Genomic DNA, 16,849 nt, shown 5'->3' on the forward strand with positions numbered 1-16,849 from the left:
ACGGTAGAGTGAGGGAGCTGACTTTTGTGCAATTCCACTGTTAGGGAGTTGGTTATGACGGACGCACAAGTTTTCACCATCCTGGCGATTGCCTTGGTGCCGGCAGTGATGGCTCTGCTTTTGGGATCCGCCCTGGCCCGCAGCTAAAGCTCCTGCATCTCCCAAAAAGTGCCTCTGGATCCCTTCGGCCTGCCCCGTCACGACAGTGTTGCGGAGTAATAAGGCAGGCTTTTTTCTTTATCAAGGAAAAGGAATGGAAAGTGTGGCTTGCGCTGCTGCACTCCTTCGGTTGTCCTGCCGTTGTTGGCTAAAGTTGGATTGATAAGGAGCACTCCCGGCAGCCAAGCAACTTGAGCCAGGTGGATCTACAGCGGCTTCAGCGCGCCCTTTCCCTAGAAGCAGAGGTGGGGTTTACCGACCTGCGGGGGCGAGAGCAGACCTTCTCCCAATTTTTGGGGAGCGTGTTCGGACAGGATCCCCCCTCTGACTGGGTGCTGAATGGAGATGACCGGCGGCGATGGAAAGAACTGGGATCCCGCTATACCCTGTATTCCGAGCTGGAGCTGCCCGAACGCCAGCACCTGGTGGCCGAAACCCGCCGCTGGCTGGAGCGAGTCCGACGTCAGCAAGAGCTGTCCCGACCGAGTTCCCACCAACCTGGCTCGTTTGCAGCCTCGTTGCCACAGCGCTCTGGTTTCCCTGCCGTAGGCGTAGCAACAACCCCCCCAGAGGCAGGGCGGAGCACGATTTCCCCATCTCTCCCCGCCGGCCTCAGCCTGGAGCAGCCGCTGCAGTTTCTCAAAGGCATTGGTCCCAAGTCGGCGGAAAAGCTGGCACAACTGGGCCTACACAGCGTGCGGGATGCCCTCTACTACTTCCCCCGCGACTACCTGGACTATTCCCGGCGGGTGCTCATCCGCCAAGCCAAGGTGGGGGAGACCGTTACCCTTGTAGGGACGGTGAAAAGTTGCAGTTGCTTTACCAGCCCCAAGAATCCCTCGCTGACCATCTTCAACCTAAAGATTGCCGACAAAAGTGGTGTAATTACCCTCAGCCGCTTCTACAGCGGGCGGCAGTTTGCCCAGCGCAGTTGGCAAGCTTCCCTGGAGCGGCAATACCCCAAGGGGGCCCTGGTGGCTGCCAGCGGCCTGGTCAAAAAGGGCCGGTTGGGCCTAACGCTGGATAACCCGCAACTGGAGGTGCTGGGGGGAGAGGGCGAGGAGCTGGACAGGCTGGGCAAGATCTTGCCAGTTTACCCTCTCTCGGAAGGGATCCCCGCCGATCTGGTGCGCAAGGCGGTGCAACTGGCTTTGCCGGCGGCGGCCTTGGTGGAGGATCCCTTGCCGGCGGATCTCAAGCGGCAGTTGCAGCTTTTGGACTTGCCTGTTGCCCTGCAGCAGATCCACTTTCCTGAGACCCGAGAGCTGCTGGCCCAGGCCCGGCGGCGGCTGGTGTTCGATGAGTTTTTCTACCTACAACTAAGCCTATTGCAGCGGCGACACCGCTATCGTGCCCAAGCTCAGGCCATACCTCGTTACCAGCCGGCTAGAGGGGAGCTGTTGGATCGCTTCTACCAAATCCTGCCCTTTCAGCTTACCGCTGCCCAGCAGCGGGCCATCGACGAGATCCTAGCGGATCTGCGGGATCCCTTGCCCATGAACCGCCTCTTGCAGGGAGATGTGGGATCCGGCAAAACCGTGGTGGCGGTGGCAGCTGTGCTGGCAGCCATTCAATCCGGTTGGCAGGCGGCCCTCATGGCTCCCACCGAGGTTTTGGCCGAGCAACACTACCGCAAGTTGGTGGAATGGCTCAGCCAGCTGCAGGTGCCCGTTGAACTGTTGACTGGATCCACGCCCCCTGCTAAGCGCCGGGAGATCCTGCGGCAGTTGCAGACCGGGGAATTGCCCTTGGTGGTGGGCACCCATGCTCTCATCCAGCCGGCAGTGCAGTTTCGCAACCTGGGCTTGGTGGTCATCGACGAGCAGCACCGCTTTGGCGTGGAGCAGCGGGCCGCTCTGCAACAGAAAGGGGATCACCCCGATGTCCTCACCATGACCGCTACCCCCATCCCCCGCACCCTCACCCTGGCCCTGCATGGGGATCTGGATGTTACCCAAATTGACGAGCTGCCGCCGGGGCGCAAGCCCGTGCACACCCTGGTGGCCCGGCCAGGGGATCGCCTGCAGGTGATGCGGCTTATCGAGCGGGAAATTGCCCAAGGGCGGCAGGCCTACGTGGTGCTGCCGTTGATTGAAGAGTCGGAGAAGCTGGATCTCAAATCTGCCATCGAGGAACACCAGCGTCTGCAGGAAAAGGTCTTCCCCCAATTTCGGGTGGGCCTGCTGCACGGGCGCTTGACCAGTAGCGAGAAGGAAGCTGTCATTGCGGCCTTTCGCCGGCGGGAGCTGGATATTCTGGTCTCTACCACGGTGGTGGAGGTGGGGGTAGATGTGCCCAATGCCTCGGTGATGCTGGTGGAGCATGCGGAGCGCTTTGGGCTCTCCCAACTGCACCAACTGCGGGGGCGGGTAGGGCGGGGATCCGACCAAGCCTATTGCATCTTGATGACGGGATCCAAAGGAGAAGATGCTCTGCGGCGGCTGAAGGTGCTGGAGCAATCCCACGACGGGTTTTTCATTGCCGAGATGGATCTGCGCTTCCGGGGGCCGGGGGAAGTGATGGGTACCCGCCAGTCGGGGCTACCCGATTTCGCCCTGGCCAGTCTCATGGAGGATCAAGAGGTGCTGCAGCTGGCCCGCCAGGCGGCAGAGCAGCTTATTGTCCAAGACCCCGACCTGAAGCGCTGGCCCCCCTTAAGCCGCATACTGGAAGAGCGTCAGGCCCGTCTCTTGGGCCCTGGGTTGTTGACCTAAGCTAGGGGCAATTGGAGCACTATGCCCTATACTCTCGAAGACTTAAAAGCCCACGGCCTTTCCCCGGCGGAATATCAACAGATCCAGCAGCAGCTGGGCCGGGATCCCAACCCCAACGAGCTGGCCATGTTTGGGGTGATGTGGTCAGAGCACTGCTGCTACAAAAACTCCCGCCCTCTGCTGAAAAACTTTCCCACCACGGGCGAGCGGGTAGTGGTGGGGCCGGGGGAAAATGCCGGCGTAGTGGATCTGGGGGAGGGGGATTGGCTGGCGTTTAAGATCGAGTCCCACAACCATCCTTCGGCAGTGGAGCCCTTCCAGGGGGCAGCTACCGGCGTGGGAGGGATCCTGCGGGATATCTTTACCCTGGGCGCCCGTCCCATTGCCCTGCTTAACTCGCTGCGCTTTGGGCCGCTAACAGATCCCCGCAACCGCCGCCTCATGGCCAGGGTGGTGGAAGGGATCGCCCACTACGGCAACTGTGTCGGGGTACCCACAGTGGGGGGAGAAGTGGCGGTGGATCCCTGCTACAGCGGCAATCCCTTGGTCAACGTCATGGCCCTGGGGCTGCTGGAGACCCCTACGGTTGTCAAATCTGCAGCCCAAGGGGTGGGAAATCCCGTTTTGTATGTAGGCTCCACTACAGGGCGGGATGGGATCCGCGGGGCCAGCTTTGCCAGCGCCGAGCTCAAGGAGGATGCGCAGCAGGATCGGCCGGCAGTGCAGGTGGGGGATCCCTTCCTGGGCAAGTGCCTCATCGAGGCCTGTCTGGAGGCCTTTGCCACAGGAGCTGTGGTGGCTGCCCAGGATATGGGGGCAGCCGGGATCACCTGCTCCACCGCGGAGATGGCCGCCAAGGGAGGGGTGGGGATCCGCTTTGACCTCGACCGAGTGCCGGCGCGGGAAAGCGGCATGGCTGCCTGGGAATACCTGCTCTCGGAATCCCAGGAGCGGATGCTGCTGGTGGTGCAAAAAGGCCGCGAGGCGGAGGTGATGGAGATCTTCCACCGCTGGGGTTTGCAAGCTAGTGTGGCCGGGGAAGTCATTGCCGAGCCGCTGGTGGAGATCTGGCACCAGGGATCCTGCGTGGTGCAGGTGCCGGTGCGGGCTTTGGCCGAAGACACCCCCGTCTATGTCCGTCCGGTGTTGCCAGAGCCGCCAGCCTACGTGCAGGCAGCGTGGCAATGGGATCCCGCCACTCTACCCCCTTGTGATTGCCAGGGGATCCACCTCGCTCAGGCAACGCTGGCATGGAAAGAGGTGCTGCTGCAGCTTTTGGCCAGCCCCACCCTGGCCAGCAAAGCCTGGATCTATCGCCAATACGACCACCAGGTGCAAAACAACACCGTCCTTTGGCCGGGCCAGGGAGATGCGGCGGTTATCCGCATCCGTTCCCAAAAGTTTGGCGTGGGCGAGGTGCCGCCCCTGCGAGCTTCCCGCAAGGCCATCGCTGCTACCCTGGATGGCAATGGCCGCTGGGTGTATTTGGATCCCTACGAGGGGGCCAAGGCAGCCGTGGCGGAAGCTGCCCGCAACCTCACCTGTGTGGGGGCCGATCCCCTAGCTGTTACCGATAACCTTAACTTTGGCAATCCCGAAAACCCGGTGGTGTACTGGCAGCTGGCCCTGGCCTGTCGGGGGATTGGAGATGCCTGTCGTGCCCTCGGTACGCCGGTAACGGGGGGAAACGTTTCTCTCTACAACGAGACCCTCACCCCCCAGGGATCGCAGGCTATCTACCCTACCCCTGTCATTGGCATGGTGGGTCTTATTCCCGACTTGAAATGCATCTGTGGCCAGGGGTGGCAGCAAGCAGGGGATCTCATTTACCTCCTGGGATCCCAGGCCCTCACCAGCTTGGGGGGCAGCGAGTATTTGGCGGTCATCCACCAGCAAGTTACGGGCCGGCCCGCGCCAGTGGATCTGGAATTGGAAAAGCGGGTGCAAGCTGCCTGTCGCCATGGAATCCGCCAGGGCTGGGTGCGCTCTGCCCACGACTGCAGCGAGGGGGGATTGGCTGTGGCTTTGGCAGAAGCCTGCTTGAGCGGAGGCCGCGGCGCAACCCTCTCCCTGGCTCCTGGATCCTTGCGCTGGGATCAGGCCCTGTTTGGCGAGGGATCCAGCCGCATCCTGGTTTCTGTGGATCCGGCCCAGCGCTCTGCTTGGGAAGCCTACTTAGAAGCGCAGCTTGCCGGCCAGTGGCAGCTTTTGGGAGAGGTGGGATCCCCTGCGGATCCCCTGCTCTTAAGGACGGCAGAAGAGGATCCCTTACTGGTGGTGTCTTTGGCAGCCATGCAGGCCGCCTACCACGGTGCCTTTTCGGACTAGCTGAGCCTCGGTTGGGAAACCGTTTTCTGCGCCCAGCTCCCTTCTCCCTTGGGGAGAGGGGCCAGAGGTTGGAGAGGACAACATCCTTAGGGGGATTTTTCCTCACACAAATTGGCCTGGATCACCTCTCGATATTGGGATTTGGGCTTAACGCCCACCAACTGGGCCACCAGCGTCTTGTTTTTGAAAAATTGCACCGTCGGGGTGCCCGCCACCCCCCCTGCCTCTGCAATCTCCGGATCTTTCTCAATATCGATCTCCACCACGTGCAGCTTGTCCGAGAACTCATCGATGATCTTGTTCAAGATCGGCTTGAGGGCATGACAAGGGGCACAGGTGGGGGCGGTGTACTTGACCATGAGCAGGCGATCGCTTTCGTGGTAGAGTCGCCGCAGGGCATAGCTCCCCTCATGGCAAGTCTTGCTGAAGTCTAAGTCATCCTGTCCATTCTCCTCAAAGCTGGCCTCCTCAACAGCAGGATCCCCAGCAGACTCTGCCGCAGAAGTCGCAGCAGGGCTGGGTTCAGGATGGCTTTGGGGAAGGACGTGATACTCCTGGGCCAAGCCGTGTTCCGAGAGCCAGCGCTCTGCCAACATGGCCGCCATACAGCCAGTGCCGGCAGCGGTAATCGCCTGACGAAACTCGTGATCCTGCACGTCGCCGGCGGCAAACACCCCCTCCACACTGGTGGCCACGGATCCCGGGCGGGTGACGATGTAGCCGACTTCATCCAGTTCCAGTTGTCCTTTGAACAAGTCGGTGTTGGGCTTGTGGCCAATGGCATAAAATAGGCCACCCACTGACATCTCGCGTATTTCGCCGGTTTGGTTGTTCCGCACTTTCACCCCGGTCAGGCGCAGGCCGTCGCCCATCACTTCCACCGCCTCGGTGTTCCAGTGCACAGTGATCTTGGGGTTGTTGAGAACACGATCCTGCATGGCCTTGCTGGCCCGCATTTTGTCGCTGCGCACCAGCATGTGCACGTGGGATCCAAACTTGGTCAGGTAGGTGGCTTCCTCACAAGCAGTATCGCCGCCGCCGATCACCACCAATTCCACCCCTCTGAACATGGGCATAGCCCCATCGCAGACAGCACAAGCTGACATGCCCCGGTTCCAGTAGGTCTCCTCCCCCGGCAGGTGTAGGCGCTTGGCTGTGGCCCCGGTGGCGATGATCAGGCTGTGGGTGCGCAATTCCCGCTCGTCAGAACGGACGACAAAGGGCCGCTGGCTTAAATCCACAAAGGTGACATCTTCGGTGTAAAGTTCTGCCCCCCACCGCTGCGCTTGAGCCCGCATGTTCTTCATCAGTTGGGGGCCGGTGATGCCCTCGGGAAAGCCCGGAAAGTTCTCCACCTCGGTGGTGGTCATCAGTTGCCCGCCCGGGATCCCGCCCGCCTGGAACCCCTCAAACACAACCGGCTTCAGGTTGGCACGCCCAGCGTAAATGGCTGCTGTAAACCCAGCAGGGCCGGAGCCGATAATCACCACATTCTCAACCCGACTTTGCTCTATCATCCGATGTCTCTCCTTCTGCAATGGGAATAAAAGCCAAACTCATAACGACTACGCTTTAGCTTAACACCCCTTGGCGAACCGGTCGAGGCCGAGGCCTATTAGCCTCATTTTCGCTCGCCTCAGGCCATTGGGGCCTTTTTTGCCCATCCCATAGGGTTATCTCTGCCCAGAGGTTGGCCAAGTGGCGGCCATTGCCCAAGTTTTGGATCCCCAACACCCAATCTCGGTTGACCCAAGCCAGAAGGAAAAGAGGTGTCTGAGATGGCCAGCAATTTGGTCTTGGTCAGAAAGCGGAGCTCAAATGAATTTTGTATCAGAAACTACAAAATACCCGTGTTGGCCTTTCTAGGATGAGTGAGCGTTTTTGGCCTGTCTGGGTCGAAGCGTGGGGATCACCTGCTGGGATCCCATTTGTTTCAGCCACAGTTCCCCCAGTCTTAACCGCAACCCAATCAGGAGAGAGTAATGGCATCCACGCCCCAAGAAGTGCTTCAGATGATCCAGGACAACAACGTCCAGATAGTGGATCTCAAGTTTGTGGATATCTTTGGCACCTGGCAGCATGTTTCCTTCCACACCTCGATGATCAAGGAAGAAACCTTCACCGAGGGGCTTCCCTTTGACGGATCCAGTATCCGGGGCTGGAAAGCGATCAACGAGTCGGACATGTACATGGTGCCGGATCCCAGAACGGCTTGGATCGATCCCTTTCTGGAGGTGCCCACCCTCAGCATAACTTGCAGCATTGTTGAGCCGCGCACTGGCCAGCCCTATAGCCGCTGTCCCCGCAGCCTTGCCGCCCGTGCCGTTGCCTATCTGCAATCGACGGGCATTGCCGATACGGCTTACTTCGGGCCGGAAGCGGAGTTTTTCATTTTTGAGGATGTTCGCTTCGACCAAACCCAAAACTCGGCCTACTACTTCGTGGATTCCATCGAAGGTCGCTGGAACTCGGGCCGCGAGGAGAAAGGTGGCAACCTGGGCTACAAGCCTCGCTACAAAGAGGGCTATTTCCCGGCCCCGCCCACCGATGCCCATCAAAACATCCGCACCGAGATGCTGCTGACCATGGGCAAGTTGGGGGTGCCCATCGAGAAGCATCACCACGAGGTGGCTACCGGCGGGCAAGGGGAGTTGGGCTATCGCTTTGCCGATCTGATCACGGCTGCCGACTACATGATGGTTTACAAATACGTGATCCGGAACGTGGCCCGCAAGCACGGCAAAACCGTCACCTTCATGCCCAAGCCCCTATTTAACGACAACGGCACTGGCATGCACACCCACCAGTCCCTCTGGAAGGATGGCCAGCCCCTGTTCTACAGCGAAGGCACCTATGCCAACCTGAGCGAGACAGCTCTCTACTACATCGGTGGCCTGCTCAAGCATGCCCCGGCAATCCTGGCCTTCACCAACCCCACCACCAACTCCTACAAGCGCTTGGTGCCCGGCTTCGAGGCGCCGGTGAACCTGGCTTACTCCCAGGGCAACCGTTCCGCTGCCATTCGCATTCCGGTGACCGGCAACAATCCCAAGGCCAAGCGTCTGGAGTTCCGCTGCCCGGATGCCACCTGCAACCCCTACATCGCCTTTTCGGCCATGCTGATGGCTGGCCTGGACGGGATCAAGAATAAGATCCATCCCGGCGAGCCCTTGGACAAAGATATCTACGATCTGGAGCCGGAAGAGCTGGCCAAGATCCCTTCCACACCCGGATCCCTGCTGGATGCTCTGGAAAGCTTGCAGAAGGATCATGCCTTCTTGCTGGAGGGAGGCGTCTTCACCGAAGATCTGATCCAGACCTACATCGAGTACAAGATCGACAACGAGATCAACCCCATTAACCTGCGGCCCCACCCCTACGAGTTCGCCCTTTACTTCGACGCCTAGACGGTGTGGCCGATTCTGCAGCGGGATCCCTGATGGGATCCCGTTTTTTTCCGAGGAAATAGCACCCCTCAATTGTGGATCCCTTGAGCAACTTGGCTGCTTTTGGTCAACAGCACCTCGTGCCAGCGTTGAAGCGTCCTGTGCCGTCCATCGACCTGAGGAAGCTCAACCCAGAAACCAAAAGGGGATCCCCAGCCGGGATCCCTTCTCGCTGAGCTCATGCCAGAGCATCAACAGTTACGGGCAGATCAGCTCATGCTGACACGGCTACGGTCGTAGTTGAGCCGAAAGGTGGGATGCACTTTTCCTTGGATGCGGTTCCAGAAGTTGCGCACGTTGACATGCAGGCCAATCTGCTCTGTACCGCGGAGCAGCATGGATTGCTGGCGAATCCGAATCAAGCGTTGATGGCTCATCATCAAGCGGCGAGACAGCTCATCCAAGACATGAGAACGGCCATTAGCAGCCACCGGGGCAGATGCCTCTGCCGTCTGAACGGGTTGAGCCGGCCCTTCGGCCGCCTTGAGATGATGAGCAACACCCCGATAGAGCAGGTCAAGGTTGGTGGGCAAAACCACCGGCTTGCTCAGGTGGCGGAACCGCCAGTCCAGCCCCCGGTAACGACCCCCCACTTTGCCGGGAGAAACCGCTGCAGTTGCAGAAGAGGGGGTGTAATCGACGCCACGGTAAAAGAGTGCCATGATCTTCGCCTCCAAATGAGTTGAGTTTTCATCCGTTCGCCTTCTCCCAAGAGAAGCCCCACGGTTACCAGAAGAGTTGAGGCGCGTTCCTTCGGGATCTCTCCCTACTTCCGTCCTCTGGCTGCGATGTCGCTCTACCCATGATGAGCCGCCCAGCACGCGAGAGGATGAACGATTTCTATCTACATTCTGTATTATAAGCTACGGTTTTGGGGTGTTGTCAGCAACTTTTAACAAAAATTTCCACTGAGTTTCTGGCCAGCTTCCTCTAATCGGGACTAGTCAGCCGGGATCCCTGGGGGAAGTAAGGTGCAGGGCTTGGGGCCAGGTTCTCCACTCTGTCCGAGATGCCAGAGGAAGCATTATCGTGGAAGAATCCTCAGGATTGGCTACAAAAGTTCACATTCCTCGGTGAGTGCCCTGTGCAGGAAGACTTTCGTCTGATTTTGGACATTGTGACGGTATTGGCGGCAGCGGCAGCAGGTGGATTCTTGGCTTCGCTGCTGAGGCAGCCGGTGTTGCTCGGCTACTTACTGGCCGGGATCTTGGTGGGGCCAACCGGGTTGGGGTGGATCAAAGAGTTGGTTCAGGTGGAAACCTTGGCCCAGTTTGGGGTGACCTTTTTGCTGTTCACCTTGGGGGTGGAGTTTTCCCTGAAAGAATTGCGCAAAGTGCGGGGGATCGCCGTTGGCGGCGGCATTTTGCAAATTGGCCTGACGATTTTGATCACGGCGGTGCTGGCGGTGGTCAGCGGCTGGTTGACGCCGGTGCAAGGGATCTTTTTGGGGGCCGTGCTCTCCTTGTCCTCGACTGCCGTGGTGCTGAAAAGTCTCACTGAGACCAACCAAATGGGCACTCCCCAAGCCCAGGCCATGCTGGGGATCCTGATTGTGCAAGATTTGGCGGTGGGGCTGATGTTGGCGGTGTTGCCGGCTTTGGATTGTCCCTTGCCGGAGCTGGCGGGATCCCTGGCCAGGGCCTTGGCAGAAATCGGCTTGGTGGGGCTGGGGGCGGTGGTAGGCGGGATTTGGCTGGTTCCGGCCTTCTTGCGGCTTTTGGCTCAGCAGGAGAGCAAAGAGGTGTTTTTGCTGGGGGTGATCAGCCTCTGCGTGGGGATTGCCCTGTTGACGGAGCGGCTGGGCATTTCCAGCGAGATTGGGGCTTTCATTGCCGGTCTGATGATCTCGGAGGTGGAGTACGCCGACCAAACCCTGGACTATGTAGAGCCTTTGCGAGATGTGTTTGCTGCTCTCTTTTTTGCGGCCATCGGCATGCTCATCGATCCCAGCTTTATCCTCGGCCATCTGTTGCTGATCCTGGGGCTGGTGGGTCTGGTGATGGTGGGCAAGTTTTGCATCGTGGCTCCCTTGGCGCGGCTGTTTGGTTACACTCTGCCGGCAGCGGTGGTGGTGGGGCTGGGCCTATCGCAAATCGGCGAATTCTCCTTTGTGCTGGCCAGCGAGGGGCAGGCTTTGGGATTGGTGTCGCGGCAGATCTATTTGTTGATTGTCAGCACCACAGCCGTTACCCTTCTGCTCACTCCCTTTCTGCTGAGGGGCGCTCCTCGACTGTTTTCCGGGCTACACGGGATCCCCTTCTTGGCCCGCTGGTTGGAATCGGGCGAGCGGCCCCGCGCTTTGGCCCCCGATGCTCCTCAACAGGGGCACGTGGTGGTGTGCGGCTATGGGCAGGTGGGGCAAGACATTGTGCGCATTCTCGAAGCCCGTCGTCACCCCCTCTTGGTCATTGATCAATCAGAACGGGTGATCCAACACCTGCGTTCCCGTGGGATCCCTTACCTCTACGGAAATGCGGCCAGCCCGTTGGTGCTGGAGAAAGCTTGCCTGCCCCAGGCCCGCGCCCTGGTTATTGCTCTGCCGGATCGCATGAGCATCCGCCTCTGCCTGAAACGAGCTCTGGAGTTGGCGCCGCAATTGGATGTGGTGGTGCGAGCTACCGACAAGGAAGACATCGAACAGCTCTATCAGTTGGGGGCCAGAGAAGTCGTCCACCCCGAATTCGAGGCCAGCCTGGGGCTGTGCAGCCATGTGTTGCTGGAGTTGGGAGAACCCCCAGACATCATTCAGCAGGAGATCCTGGCCATTCGCAGCAGCCACTACCGCGATCTGCGCCCTCTCCACCCCAGTTGTCTGATCCCCGCGCCTGTCAGTTGGCTGACACCGCCGGCCCCACCTCCCTCTCCCCCCCTCCCCGCCAATGCCAACGGCAGCCACGACAGCCACCCACCTGAGTCTGTGCTGGCCTGGTGGGAACGCTGGCAGCGGCCTGTTCAACCCGAATGGGCAGGGATCCCTGGCTCTGCCGAGTAGAGATTTGCACCTCAATCTTCGTAGTATCCTGCAAACTGGAGGTGTGGCCACTGCAAGTTGCAAGCCTCGGGACAGTTCCCCCGCTGCCTTTGCGGATGGAGACGCTGGGAGGTTTTCCAGAGGCAACGGAAAGGGTCCCCGGCGTTGCTCGGCACCTTGGGGGAGGGGTGCCCCATCTGTTTCTGGCCTAGGTTGCCATGCCGACCGTCAACTATCTGCGCATCAGCTTGATCGATCGCTGCAATTTCCGCTGCCAGTACTGCATGCCCGACGAGGCAGAGTTGGCCTGGCTGCAAGCCCCAGAGCGCTTGACTGATGAGGAAATCCTTACGCTGGTTCAAGAGGTGTTTTTGCCCTTGGGGATCGATTGCTTTCGCCTCACCGGCGGCGAACCCCTGCTCAGGCCGGGGCTGGAGTATCTCATCCGGGCCCTGTGCAGCCTGCCTGGGGTGAGAGATGTGTCCCTTACCACCAACGGCTTCAACCTCAGCCAAAAGGCCCAACTCCTCTATGAAGCGGGGCTGCGCCGCATCAACATCAGCTTTGATTCCCTCAACCCCGAGACCTTTCGACTGATCACGGGGCGGGATCGCTGGCGGCAGGTCTGGGCCGGGATCCAAGTTGCCCACCAACTGGGGTTTGATCCCCTCAAGTTGAATGTGGTGGTGATCCCTGGGCTCAACGAATCGGAAGTGGAAGATCTGGCTGCCCTTACTCTGGAGCGACAATGGCATGTGCGCTTCATCGAGTTTATGCCCATTGGCAATGCCGCCCTCTTTCAGCAGGCCGGCTGGGTGGAGTCTGAGGTGCTGCGACAGCGAATTCGCGCTCGCTTTGGCCTGGAACCTGGGTTTGTGGCCGGCAATGGGCCGGCGGATGTGTTTCGCATCCCGGGGGCAAAAGGCACCTTGGGCTTTATCAGCCAGATGTCGGAGTGCTTTTGTGATCGATGCAACCGCATGCGGCTATCCAGCGACGGTTGGCTGCGCCCTTGCCTGCTCAACGAATCCGGCCAAATCAACCTGCGGGATCCGCTGCGAGCTGGGATCCCTGCCGAAAGGCTAAGACAGCAGGTGCGAGAACTGCTGGACATCAAGCCGGACATCAACTTCAAAGGACGGGACACCGGCAGCCAGGGATCCTACCGGCGCACCATGTCTCAGATTGGCGGCTAGCGGGGATAAGGGATCCGCAAAAGCTGGTTGACCGGTGGGTGGGCCACCTGCAACTGTTTCCCATCCGGCCACTGGATCTGGATTTCCTTGACCCCCGTTTCGGATCCCAGGCCAAAGTGGGCCACCGGCTCCATCTGACAGAGGTAGCCGCTGCCGGCGTCGATGGCCTGGATCTGGGTACGGGTGGAGGTGAGCAGCCTTACCAACGCGCCGCGGGCCGGGGCTCCCTGGCGGGTGAGGGGCAGAACCCTCAGCCAGTTGTTGGCATTGGCCTGAGGGCGATAGAAGCTGAGAGGCTGGGCGCCAGACTCCCCATGGGCAATCAACAATTCCAGACGACCATCCCCATCCACATCGGCCACCGCTGCTCCTGTCCCCAATCCCTGCGGCTCGGCAGCATCTCCAATGTCAATGGCTTGCCAACGGCCTGAGCGCCATGCAAACAGACGGTTGGGCTCGCCGATGTTGTTGAAAAACAGCTCTGGGTAGCCGTCGTTGTCGAAGTCGGCAGCGATGACTGTGCGAATGCGGGAGGGCCTAGCCAACTCCGGGGGGGCTACATCCTTAAAAAAACCGCTGGGGGTCTGGATCCAGAGGCGATGGGGGCCTTCCCAGTTGCCATAGAGCAAATCCAGCCGTCCATCCCCATCCAGATCCACCGCCGCCACGCCACGCCCATGCTCGTCGGGATCTGCTAGGCCCACCTCAGCGGCAATCTCTTCAAAGGTGCCATCTCCCCGGTTGCGAAACAGAAAGTTAGGTCCCTGCTCATTGACGGCAAAAATGTCCATCCGCTGCGAGACCAAGGGCACGGCCACCAGACCCCGCCCGCCCGTCACCCGATTGAGTCTCGCTTCTGGCGCTACATCGGCGATCATCTGGTTGGAGGCCAGCTCATACAGGCGCATGGGGCCGCCGTAGTTGGCCACGAAAAATCCATAGCGCCCCTGGCCAAGACGATCCACACAGGCTACAGAGCGACCTGCGGTCAAGTTGAGGGCATCTTGGTTTTGCGGCAGGGAGAACAGATCCACCCAGGCGGATCCCTGCCAGTCGAAGAGGCGATCCCCAAAGCGCTTGCGCCCCCCGAAGGTATCGGTATTCAAAACGTAGAGTTCCTCTTGCCCGTCCCCGTCAAAGTCGGCGGCAGCCACCCCAATTGCCATGCGCCCTGCATCGGCCAGGGTGTCGTCTGCTTGATCCACCAGGGTTTGCCCATCCCACTTCAAGACTCGATTGGAGCCGCGGAACCCGCACACAAACAGCTCAAAGGCCCCATCCCGATCCAAATCGCAAGCGGCAACCCCGTAGAAAAGGGCAGGTGGGTTAAAGCGGATCTGCGAGCTGCAATCTTGAAACATGGGGATCCCATCGGAGAACAATAGGAACTGGTGGAGCTTCCAGCTCTGATGGTATGCTGGATCTTCGCTGGAACTTCCCCTTCAACCATGCCACGCATCAAATCTGCCATCAAGCGCGTTCAGATCGCAGAGCGTAATCGGCTGCGCAATAAAGCCACCAAAGCCATGGTGCGCGCTCTGATGAAGAAAGTGATCTCCCTCTCAACTGCCTATGCCGCCAACCCACAGCAAGAAACTCTGCAGGAAATCCAGGCGGCGATGAGTGCTGCTTTCAGCCGCATTGATAAAGCTGCCAAAACCGGCGTCCTGCACAAAAACACAGCCGCTCGTCGTAAGGCTCGGCTGGCCCGGATTGTGAAGCTATCTGTGGCTTCCTCGGAAAAATCCCAGGCTGAGGCTTTGGGTGGGCGTGATTGACTTCTCCTGCTGCTTCGGAAGTGGTGCTTGTGCGGGATTTCAGCCGCACGCAAACGAGATTTTGCCTCGGTGCCGGCAGGGATCCCAAGTAGCAGCCAAAACCTAATCTTGAGTATCCAACCTGCGCACCAACCAGCGCCGCAGCGGATGCCATACCGGCAAGGATAGGATCCAGCGGGATTGCTGCTCCAGCATGAGACGCTCCACCGGATACAGGCCGAACAGCTCATAGCGGCTTTGGGCAATCAGGATCCCCATCGTGAAGCTGACACAGAGCAACAACCCCAAAGTCGGCCATCCTGGGCGGTGAAACAGGGCATATCGCAGGCCCGTCCAAGTAAAGTAATCCCACAGGCGGGCTATATCCGCTCGCAAAGCCCAAAGGCTAGGGATCCCGACTACCAGCCACAGCAGGCCCAGAAAGATGAAGCTACCACCGTGATAGAGGCGCAGCAGACGCTTGGCTGCCGGAGACAGAGCTTGAGTGCCAGAGGCAGCTTTCTTTTCCGCAGCTGAGCCAGGATCAGGGAGCAATGGCATGGGGATCCCAATTTTCGACACCTCAACACCCATTTTGGACTTATCTCCGACGCAATAGCTCGGTTGCATGGGATCCTCGAACTCAAACGAGTACTTTTCTGCTTTCGGCTCGCCCATTTTAAGGGATCGATGCACAGGGAGCCCAGTTGTGGCTCTCCCGCTGCACAGCGCCATCCAAAAAGGCACTGATCAAAGCATCTGCTCAAAGCATCTGCCGTCTGCAAGTCTTCCTTATCCGTACAGTCAAGTTTCCTGAGAGACGCCCAGACGTCCCGTTCCAAGAGCTTGGCAGACGATCTCTTTGACGTTCATATCCTGAGCGAAAACCAACATTCCCATGGTGAAGGGATCCCGACCCGGCTCCCCAAGGCAAACCGCGCAATTTGCCCAAGCAACACTGCAGAACTCAAGGTCAGAGGCAGGTTGGTCGGGGTCAGAGAATGGGAACTGGGTCGGGGATATAATGGCTCTGCACCCTTTTCTTCGGCCTTGCTAGCTCAAAGGATAGAGCACCGACCTTCTAAGTCGATGGTTGCAGGTTCGAGTCCTGCGCAAGGCGCTGGCCTTGCCCTCTAAGCCTTGCTTGGGGTTTCCGACAAGCTGCCCTGATGGGGGCACCACATCTGAACCATCACCTGCCGAGAGTGGCTTTCTACCCGCAGGGATCCCTGCAGCAGCTCCACTGCCTTTTGAACCAGCGATAGACCCAAGCCCGTTCCCCCGGCGTTGCGGCAATCCAACTGGGGGAGGCGATAGAACTTTTCAAAAAGGCGGGGCAACGCTTCTGCAGGAATTTCCACCCCTGTATTGCGCACCGTGATCAGCCAGCCGGGACGGCCATTGGAGTTAGCCTGGCTCACACTTAAATAGATGCTTTCCCCAGTGGGGGTGTACTTACACGCATTGTTTAAAAGCTCGCTGACCACCCGCGACAAGAGGCTCTCATCCGTGCAGAGGAGCCAAAGGTCGGGATCCCATTCCACCTGAAACTGTTGGCCCTGTTGGGCAGCTCGCAGCCGGAAGGGCTCGCAAAGATTGGGGATCCATTCCTGGGGAGATAAACAGGTAAGTCTGAGGACTTTGTTTCCGGATTCGAGGGCTTGCAATTCCAACAGGTCGTTGATTAACTCCAGCTCGCGGTTGGTCTCCATCTCCAAAATTTGAAAGTAGCGCCTTTCCCGCTCGGTTAGGTTGGCTTTGGATAAAAACCCAATGGCCAGCTTCATGTTGGTGAGAGGTGTGCGCATTTCGTGGGAGACCATGTGCAGAAACTCATCTTTGAGTTGGTTGAGCTCCTGCAACTGTTGCACCTGACGCTGGATCGTTTGATAAAGACGTGCTTGGCGAATGGCGATGGCACATTGGCCGGCTACCCGTTGGATGAGCTGTTGTTCCCGCTCGGTAAATATCTGCCCCGGTGGACGGGATCCACAAATATTCCCCAAAACAAGCAGTTCCTCGTGTTGAGCTGTCAGATCCCTTTTGTCGCAAATGGGAGCGATGATCAGGGTGTAGCGGTCGTGGTTGGGCCAGCAGGGGTGATGGAAGTTGCTCAATTGGCAGAGCTGTCCGCGCTGGAGCTGACGAAGCACATGGGCGAAATCCGCAAACGAAACCTCCAGGGGGAAGCGCCGGATCCCTTCTCCGGCCAAATAGTCCACCGCCAAAACGCTGACCTGCCGCTCTGGGTCATACAGGGCAATGGCGCAATTGGATA

At 59.2% G+C, this 16,849-nt stretch carries 12 protein-coding genes, 1 tRNA gene and 1 riboswitch; of the genes, 8 read left to right on the forward strand and 5 right to left on the reverse strand.

The genetic code is table 11. The annotated features are described in order from the left end of the window. The first annotated feature begins 54 nt into the window (after positions 1-54). From psaM to purL, 3 genes are all read left to right on the forward strand, one after another. Positions 55-147 (forward strand): photosystem I reaction center subunit XII, encoded by a 93-nt coding sequence (gene psaM / locus NW839_RS00440; protein WP_011434349.1) that lies wholly within the window; start codon positions 55-57, stop codon positions 145-147. Between the two features lie 212 nt (positions 148-359). Next, on the forward strand, positions 360-2,873 hold the full coding sequence (gene recG / locus NW839_RS00445) for an ATP-dependent DNA helicase RecG (RefSeq protein ID WP_414349963.1): 2,514 nt from the start codon (positions 360-362) through the stop codon (positions 2,871-2,873). A gap of 21 nt (positions 2,874-2,894) precedes the next feature. Beyond that, a complete protein-coding gene (gene purL, locus NW839_RS00450; RefSeq protein WP_414349947.1) occupies positions 2,895-5,201 on the forward strand; it encodes a phosphoribosylformylglycinamidine synthase subunit PurL in 2,307 nt (768 codons plus the stop codon). Between the two features lie 86 nt (positions 5,202-5,287). On the opposite strand, the gene trxB is transcribed toward purL, so the two are convergent. Further along, a complete protein-coding gene (trxB, locus tag NW839_RS00455) occupies positions 5,288-6,718 on the reverse strand; it encodes a thioredoxin-disulfide reductase (RefSeq protein ID WP_414349948.1) in 1,431 nt (476 codons plus the stop codon). Positions 6,719-7,183: 465 nt separating this feature from the next. Here trxB and glnA point away from each other — a divergent pair, with 465 nt between their 5' ends. After that, positions 7,184-8,608, forward strand: a complete 1,425-nt coding sequence (gene glnA, locus NW839_RS00460; protein ID WP_414349949.1) for a type I glutamate--ammonia ligase — start codon at positions 7,184-7,186, stop codon at positions 8,606-8,608. A 248-nt stretch (positions 8,609-8,856) separates the two neighbouring features. Here the strand turns inward: glnA and NW839_RS00465 are convergent, their stop codons facing one another. Further along, the gene (locus tag NW839_RS00465) at positions 8,857-9,309 is read right to left on the reverse strand and encodes a DUF4278 domain-containing protein (protein WP_011434342.1); all 453 of its coding nucleotides are present in this window, start codon (positions 9,307-9,309) and stop codon (positions 8,857-8,859) included. Positions 9,310-9,389: 80 nt separating this feature from the next. Then, positions 9,390-9,485, reverse strand: a riboswitch (Glutamine riboswitch). Positions 9,486-9,731: 246 nt separating this feature from the next. On the opposite strand from NW839_RS00465, the gene NW839_RS00470 reads away from it, so the two are divergent. Then, on the forward strand, positions 9,732-11,639 hold the full coding sequence (locus tag NW839_RS00470) for a cation:proton antiporter (RefSeq protein WP_414349950.1): 1,908 nt from the start codon (positions 9,732-9,734) through the stop codon (positions 11,637-11,639). 197 nt (positions 11,640-11,836) lie between these two features. Then, a complete protein-coding gene (gene moaA, locus NW839_RS00475) occupies positions 11,837-12,814 on the forward strand; it encodes a GTP 3',8-cyclase MoaA (RefSeq protein ID WP_414349951.1) in 978 nt (325 codons plus the stop codon). On the opposite strand, the gene NW839_RS00480 is transcribed toward moaA, so the two are convergent. Continuing rightward, entirely contained in the window at positions 12,811-14,175 is a 1,365-nt protein-coding gene (locus tag NW839_RS00480; RefSeq protein ID WP_414349952.1) for a CRTAC1 family protein, read from the reverse strand. The two genes, moaA and NW839_RS00480, sit on opposite strands and share 4 nt — an antisense overlap. 87 nt (positions 14,176-14,262) lie before the next feature. Between NW839_RS00480 and rpsT the strand changes: the two genes are divergently transcribed. Then, positions 14,263-14,592, forward strand: a complete 330-nt coding sequence (gene rpsT / locus NW839_RS00485; protein WP_414331315.1) for a 30S ribosomal protein S20 — start codon at positions 14,263-14,265, stop codon at positions 14,590-14,592. A 102-nt stretch (positions 14,593-14,694) separates the two neighbouring features. Here rpsT and NW839_RS00490 read toward each other — a convergent pair whose 3' ends face one another. Then, a complete protein-coding gene (locus tag NW839_RS00490; RefSeq protein WP_414341644.1) occupies positions 14,695-15,132 on the reverse strand; it encodes a hypothetical protein in 438 nt (145 codons plus the stop codon). 486 nt (positions 15,133-15,618) lie between these two features. Here NW839_RS00490 and NW839_RS00495 point away from each other — a divergent pair. Then, a tRNA-Arg gene (locus NW839_RS00495) sits at positions 15,619-15,691 on the forward strand. Between the two features lie 13 nt (positions 15,692-15,704). On the opposite strand, the gene NW839_RS00500 is transcribed toward NW839_RS00495, so the two are convergent. Next, on the reverse strand, positions 15,705-16,849 hold a 1,145-nt coding region (locus NW839_RS00500; RefSeq protein WP_414380422.1), incomplete at its 5' end, for an ATP-binding protein.

The organism is Synechococcus sp. R5-15 (genome assembly GCF_047462035.1).
Classification (GTDB): Bacteria; Cyanobacteriota; Cyanobacteriia; order Thermostichales; family Thermostichaceae; genus Thermostichus.

Bases quoted from the DNA above. Each gene is read 5' to 3' on its own strand.
- psaM (WP_011434349.1), top strand. From the start codon at position 55: ATGACGGACGCACAAGTTTTCACCATCCTGGCGATTGCCTTGGTGCCG.
- purL (WP_414349947.1), top strand. From the start codon at position 2,895: ATGCCCTATACTCTCGAAGACTTAAAAGCCCACGGCCTTTCCCCGGCG.
- trxB (WP_414349948.1), bottom strand. From the start codon at position 6,718: ATGATAGAGCAAAGTCGGGTTGAGAATGTGGTGATTATCGGCTCCGGC.
- glnA (WP_414349949.1), top strand. From the start codon at position 7,184: ATGGCATCCACGCCCCAAGAAGTGCTTCAGATGATCCAGGACAACAAC.
- NW839_RS00465 (WP_011434342.1), bottom strand. From the start codon at position 9,309: ATGGCACTCTTTTACCGTGGCGTCGATTACACCCCCTCTTCTGCAACT.
- moaA (WP_414349951.1), top strand. From the start codon at position 11,837: ATGCCGACCGTCAACTATCTGCGCATCAGCTTGATCGATCGCTGCAAT.
- NW839_RS00480 (WP_414349952.1), bottom strand. From the start codon at position 14,175: ATGTTTCAAGATTGCAGCTCGCAGATCCGCTTTAACCCACCTGCCCTT.
- rpsT (WP_414331315.1), top strand. From the start codon at position 14,263: ATGCCACGCATCAAATCTGCCATCAAGCGCGTTCAGATCGCAGAGCGT.
- NW839_RS00490 (WP_414341644.1), bottom strand. From the start codon at position 15,132: ATGCCATTGCTCCCTGATCCTGGCTCAGCTGCGGAAAAGAAAGCTGCC.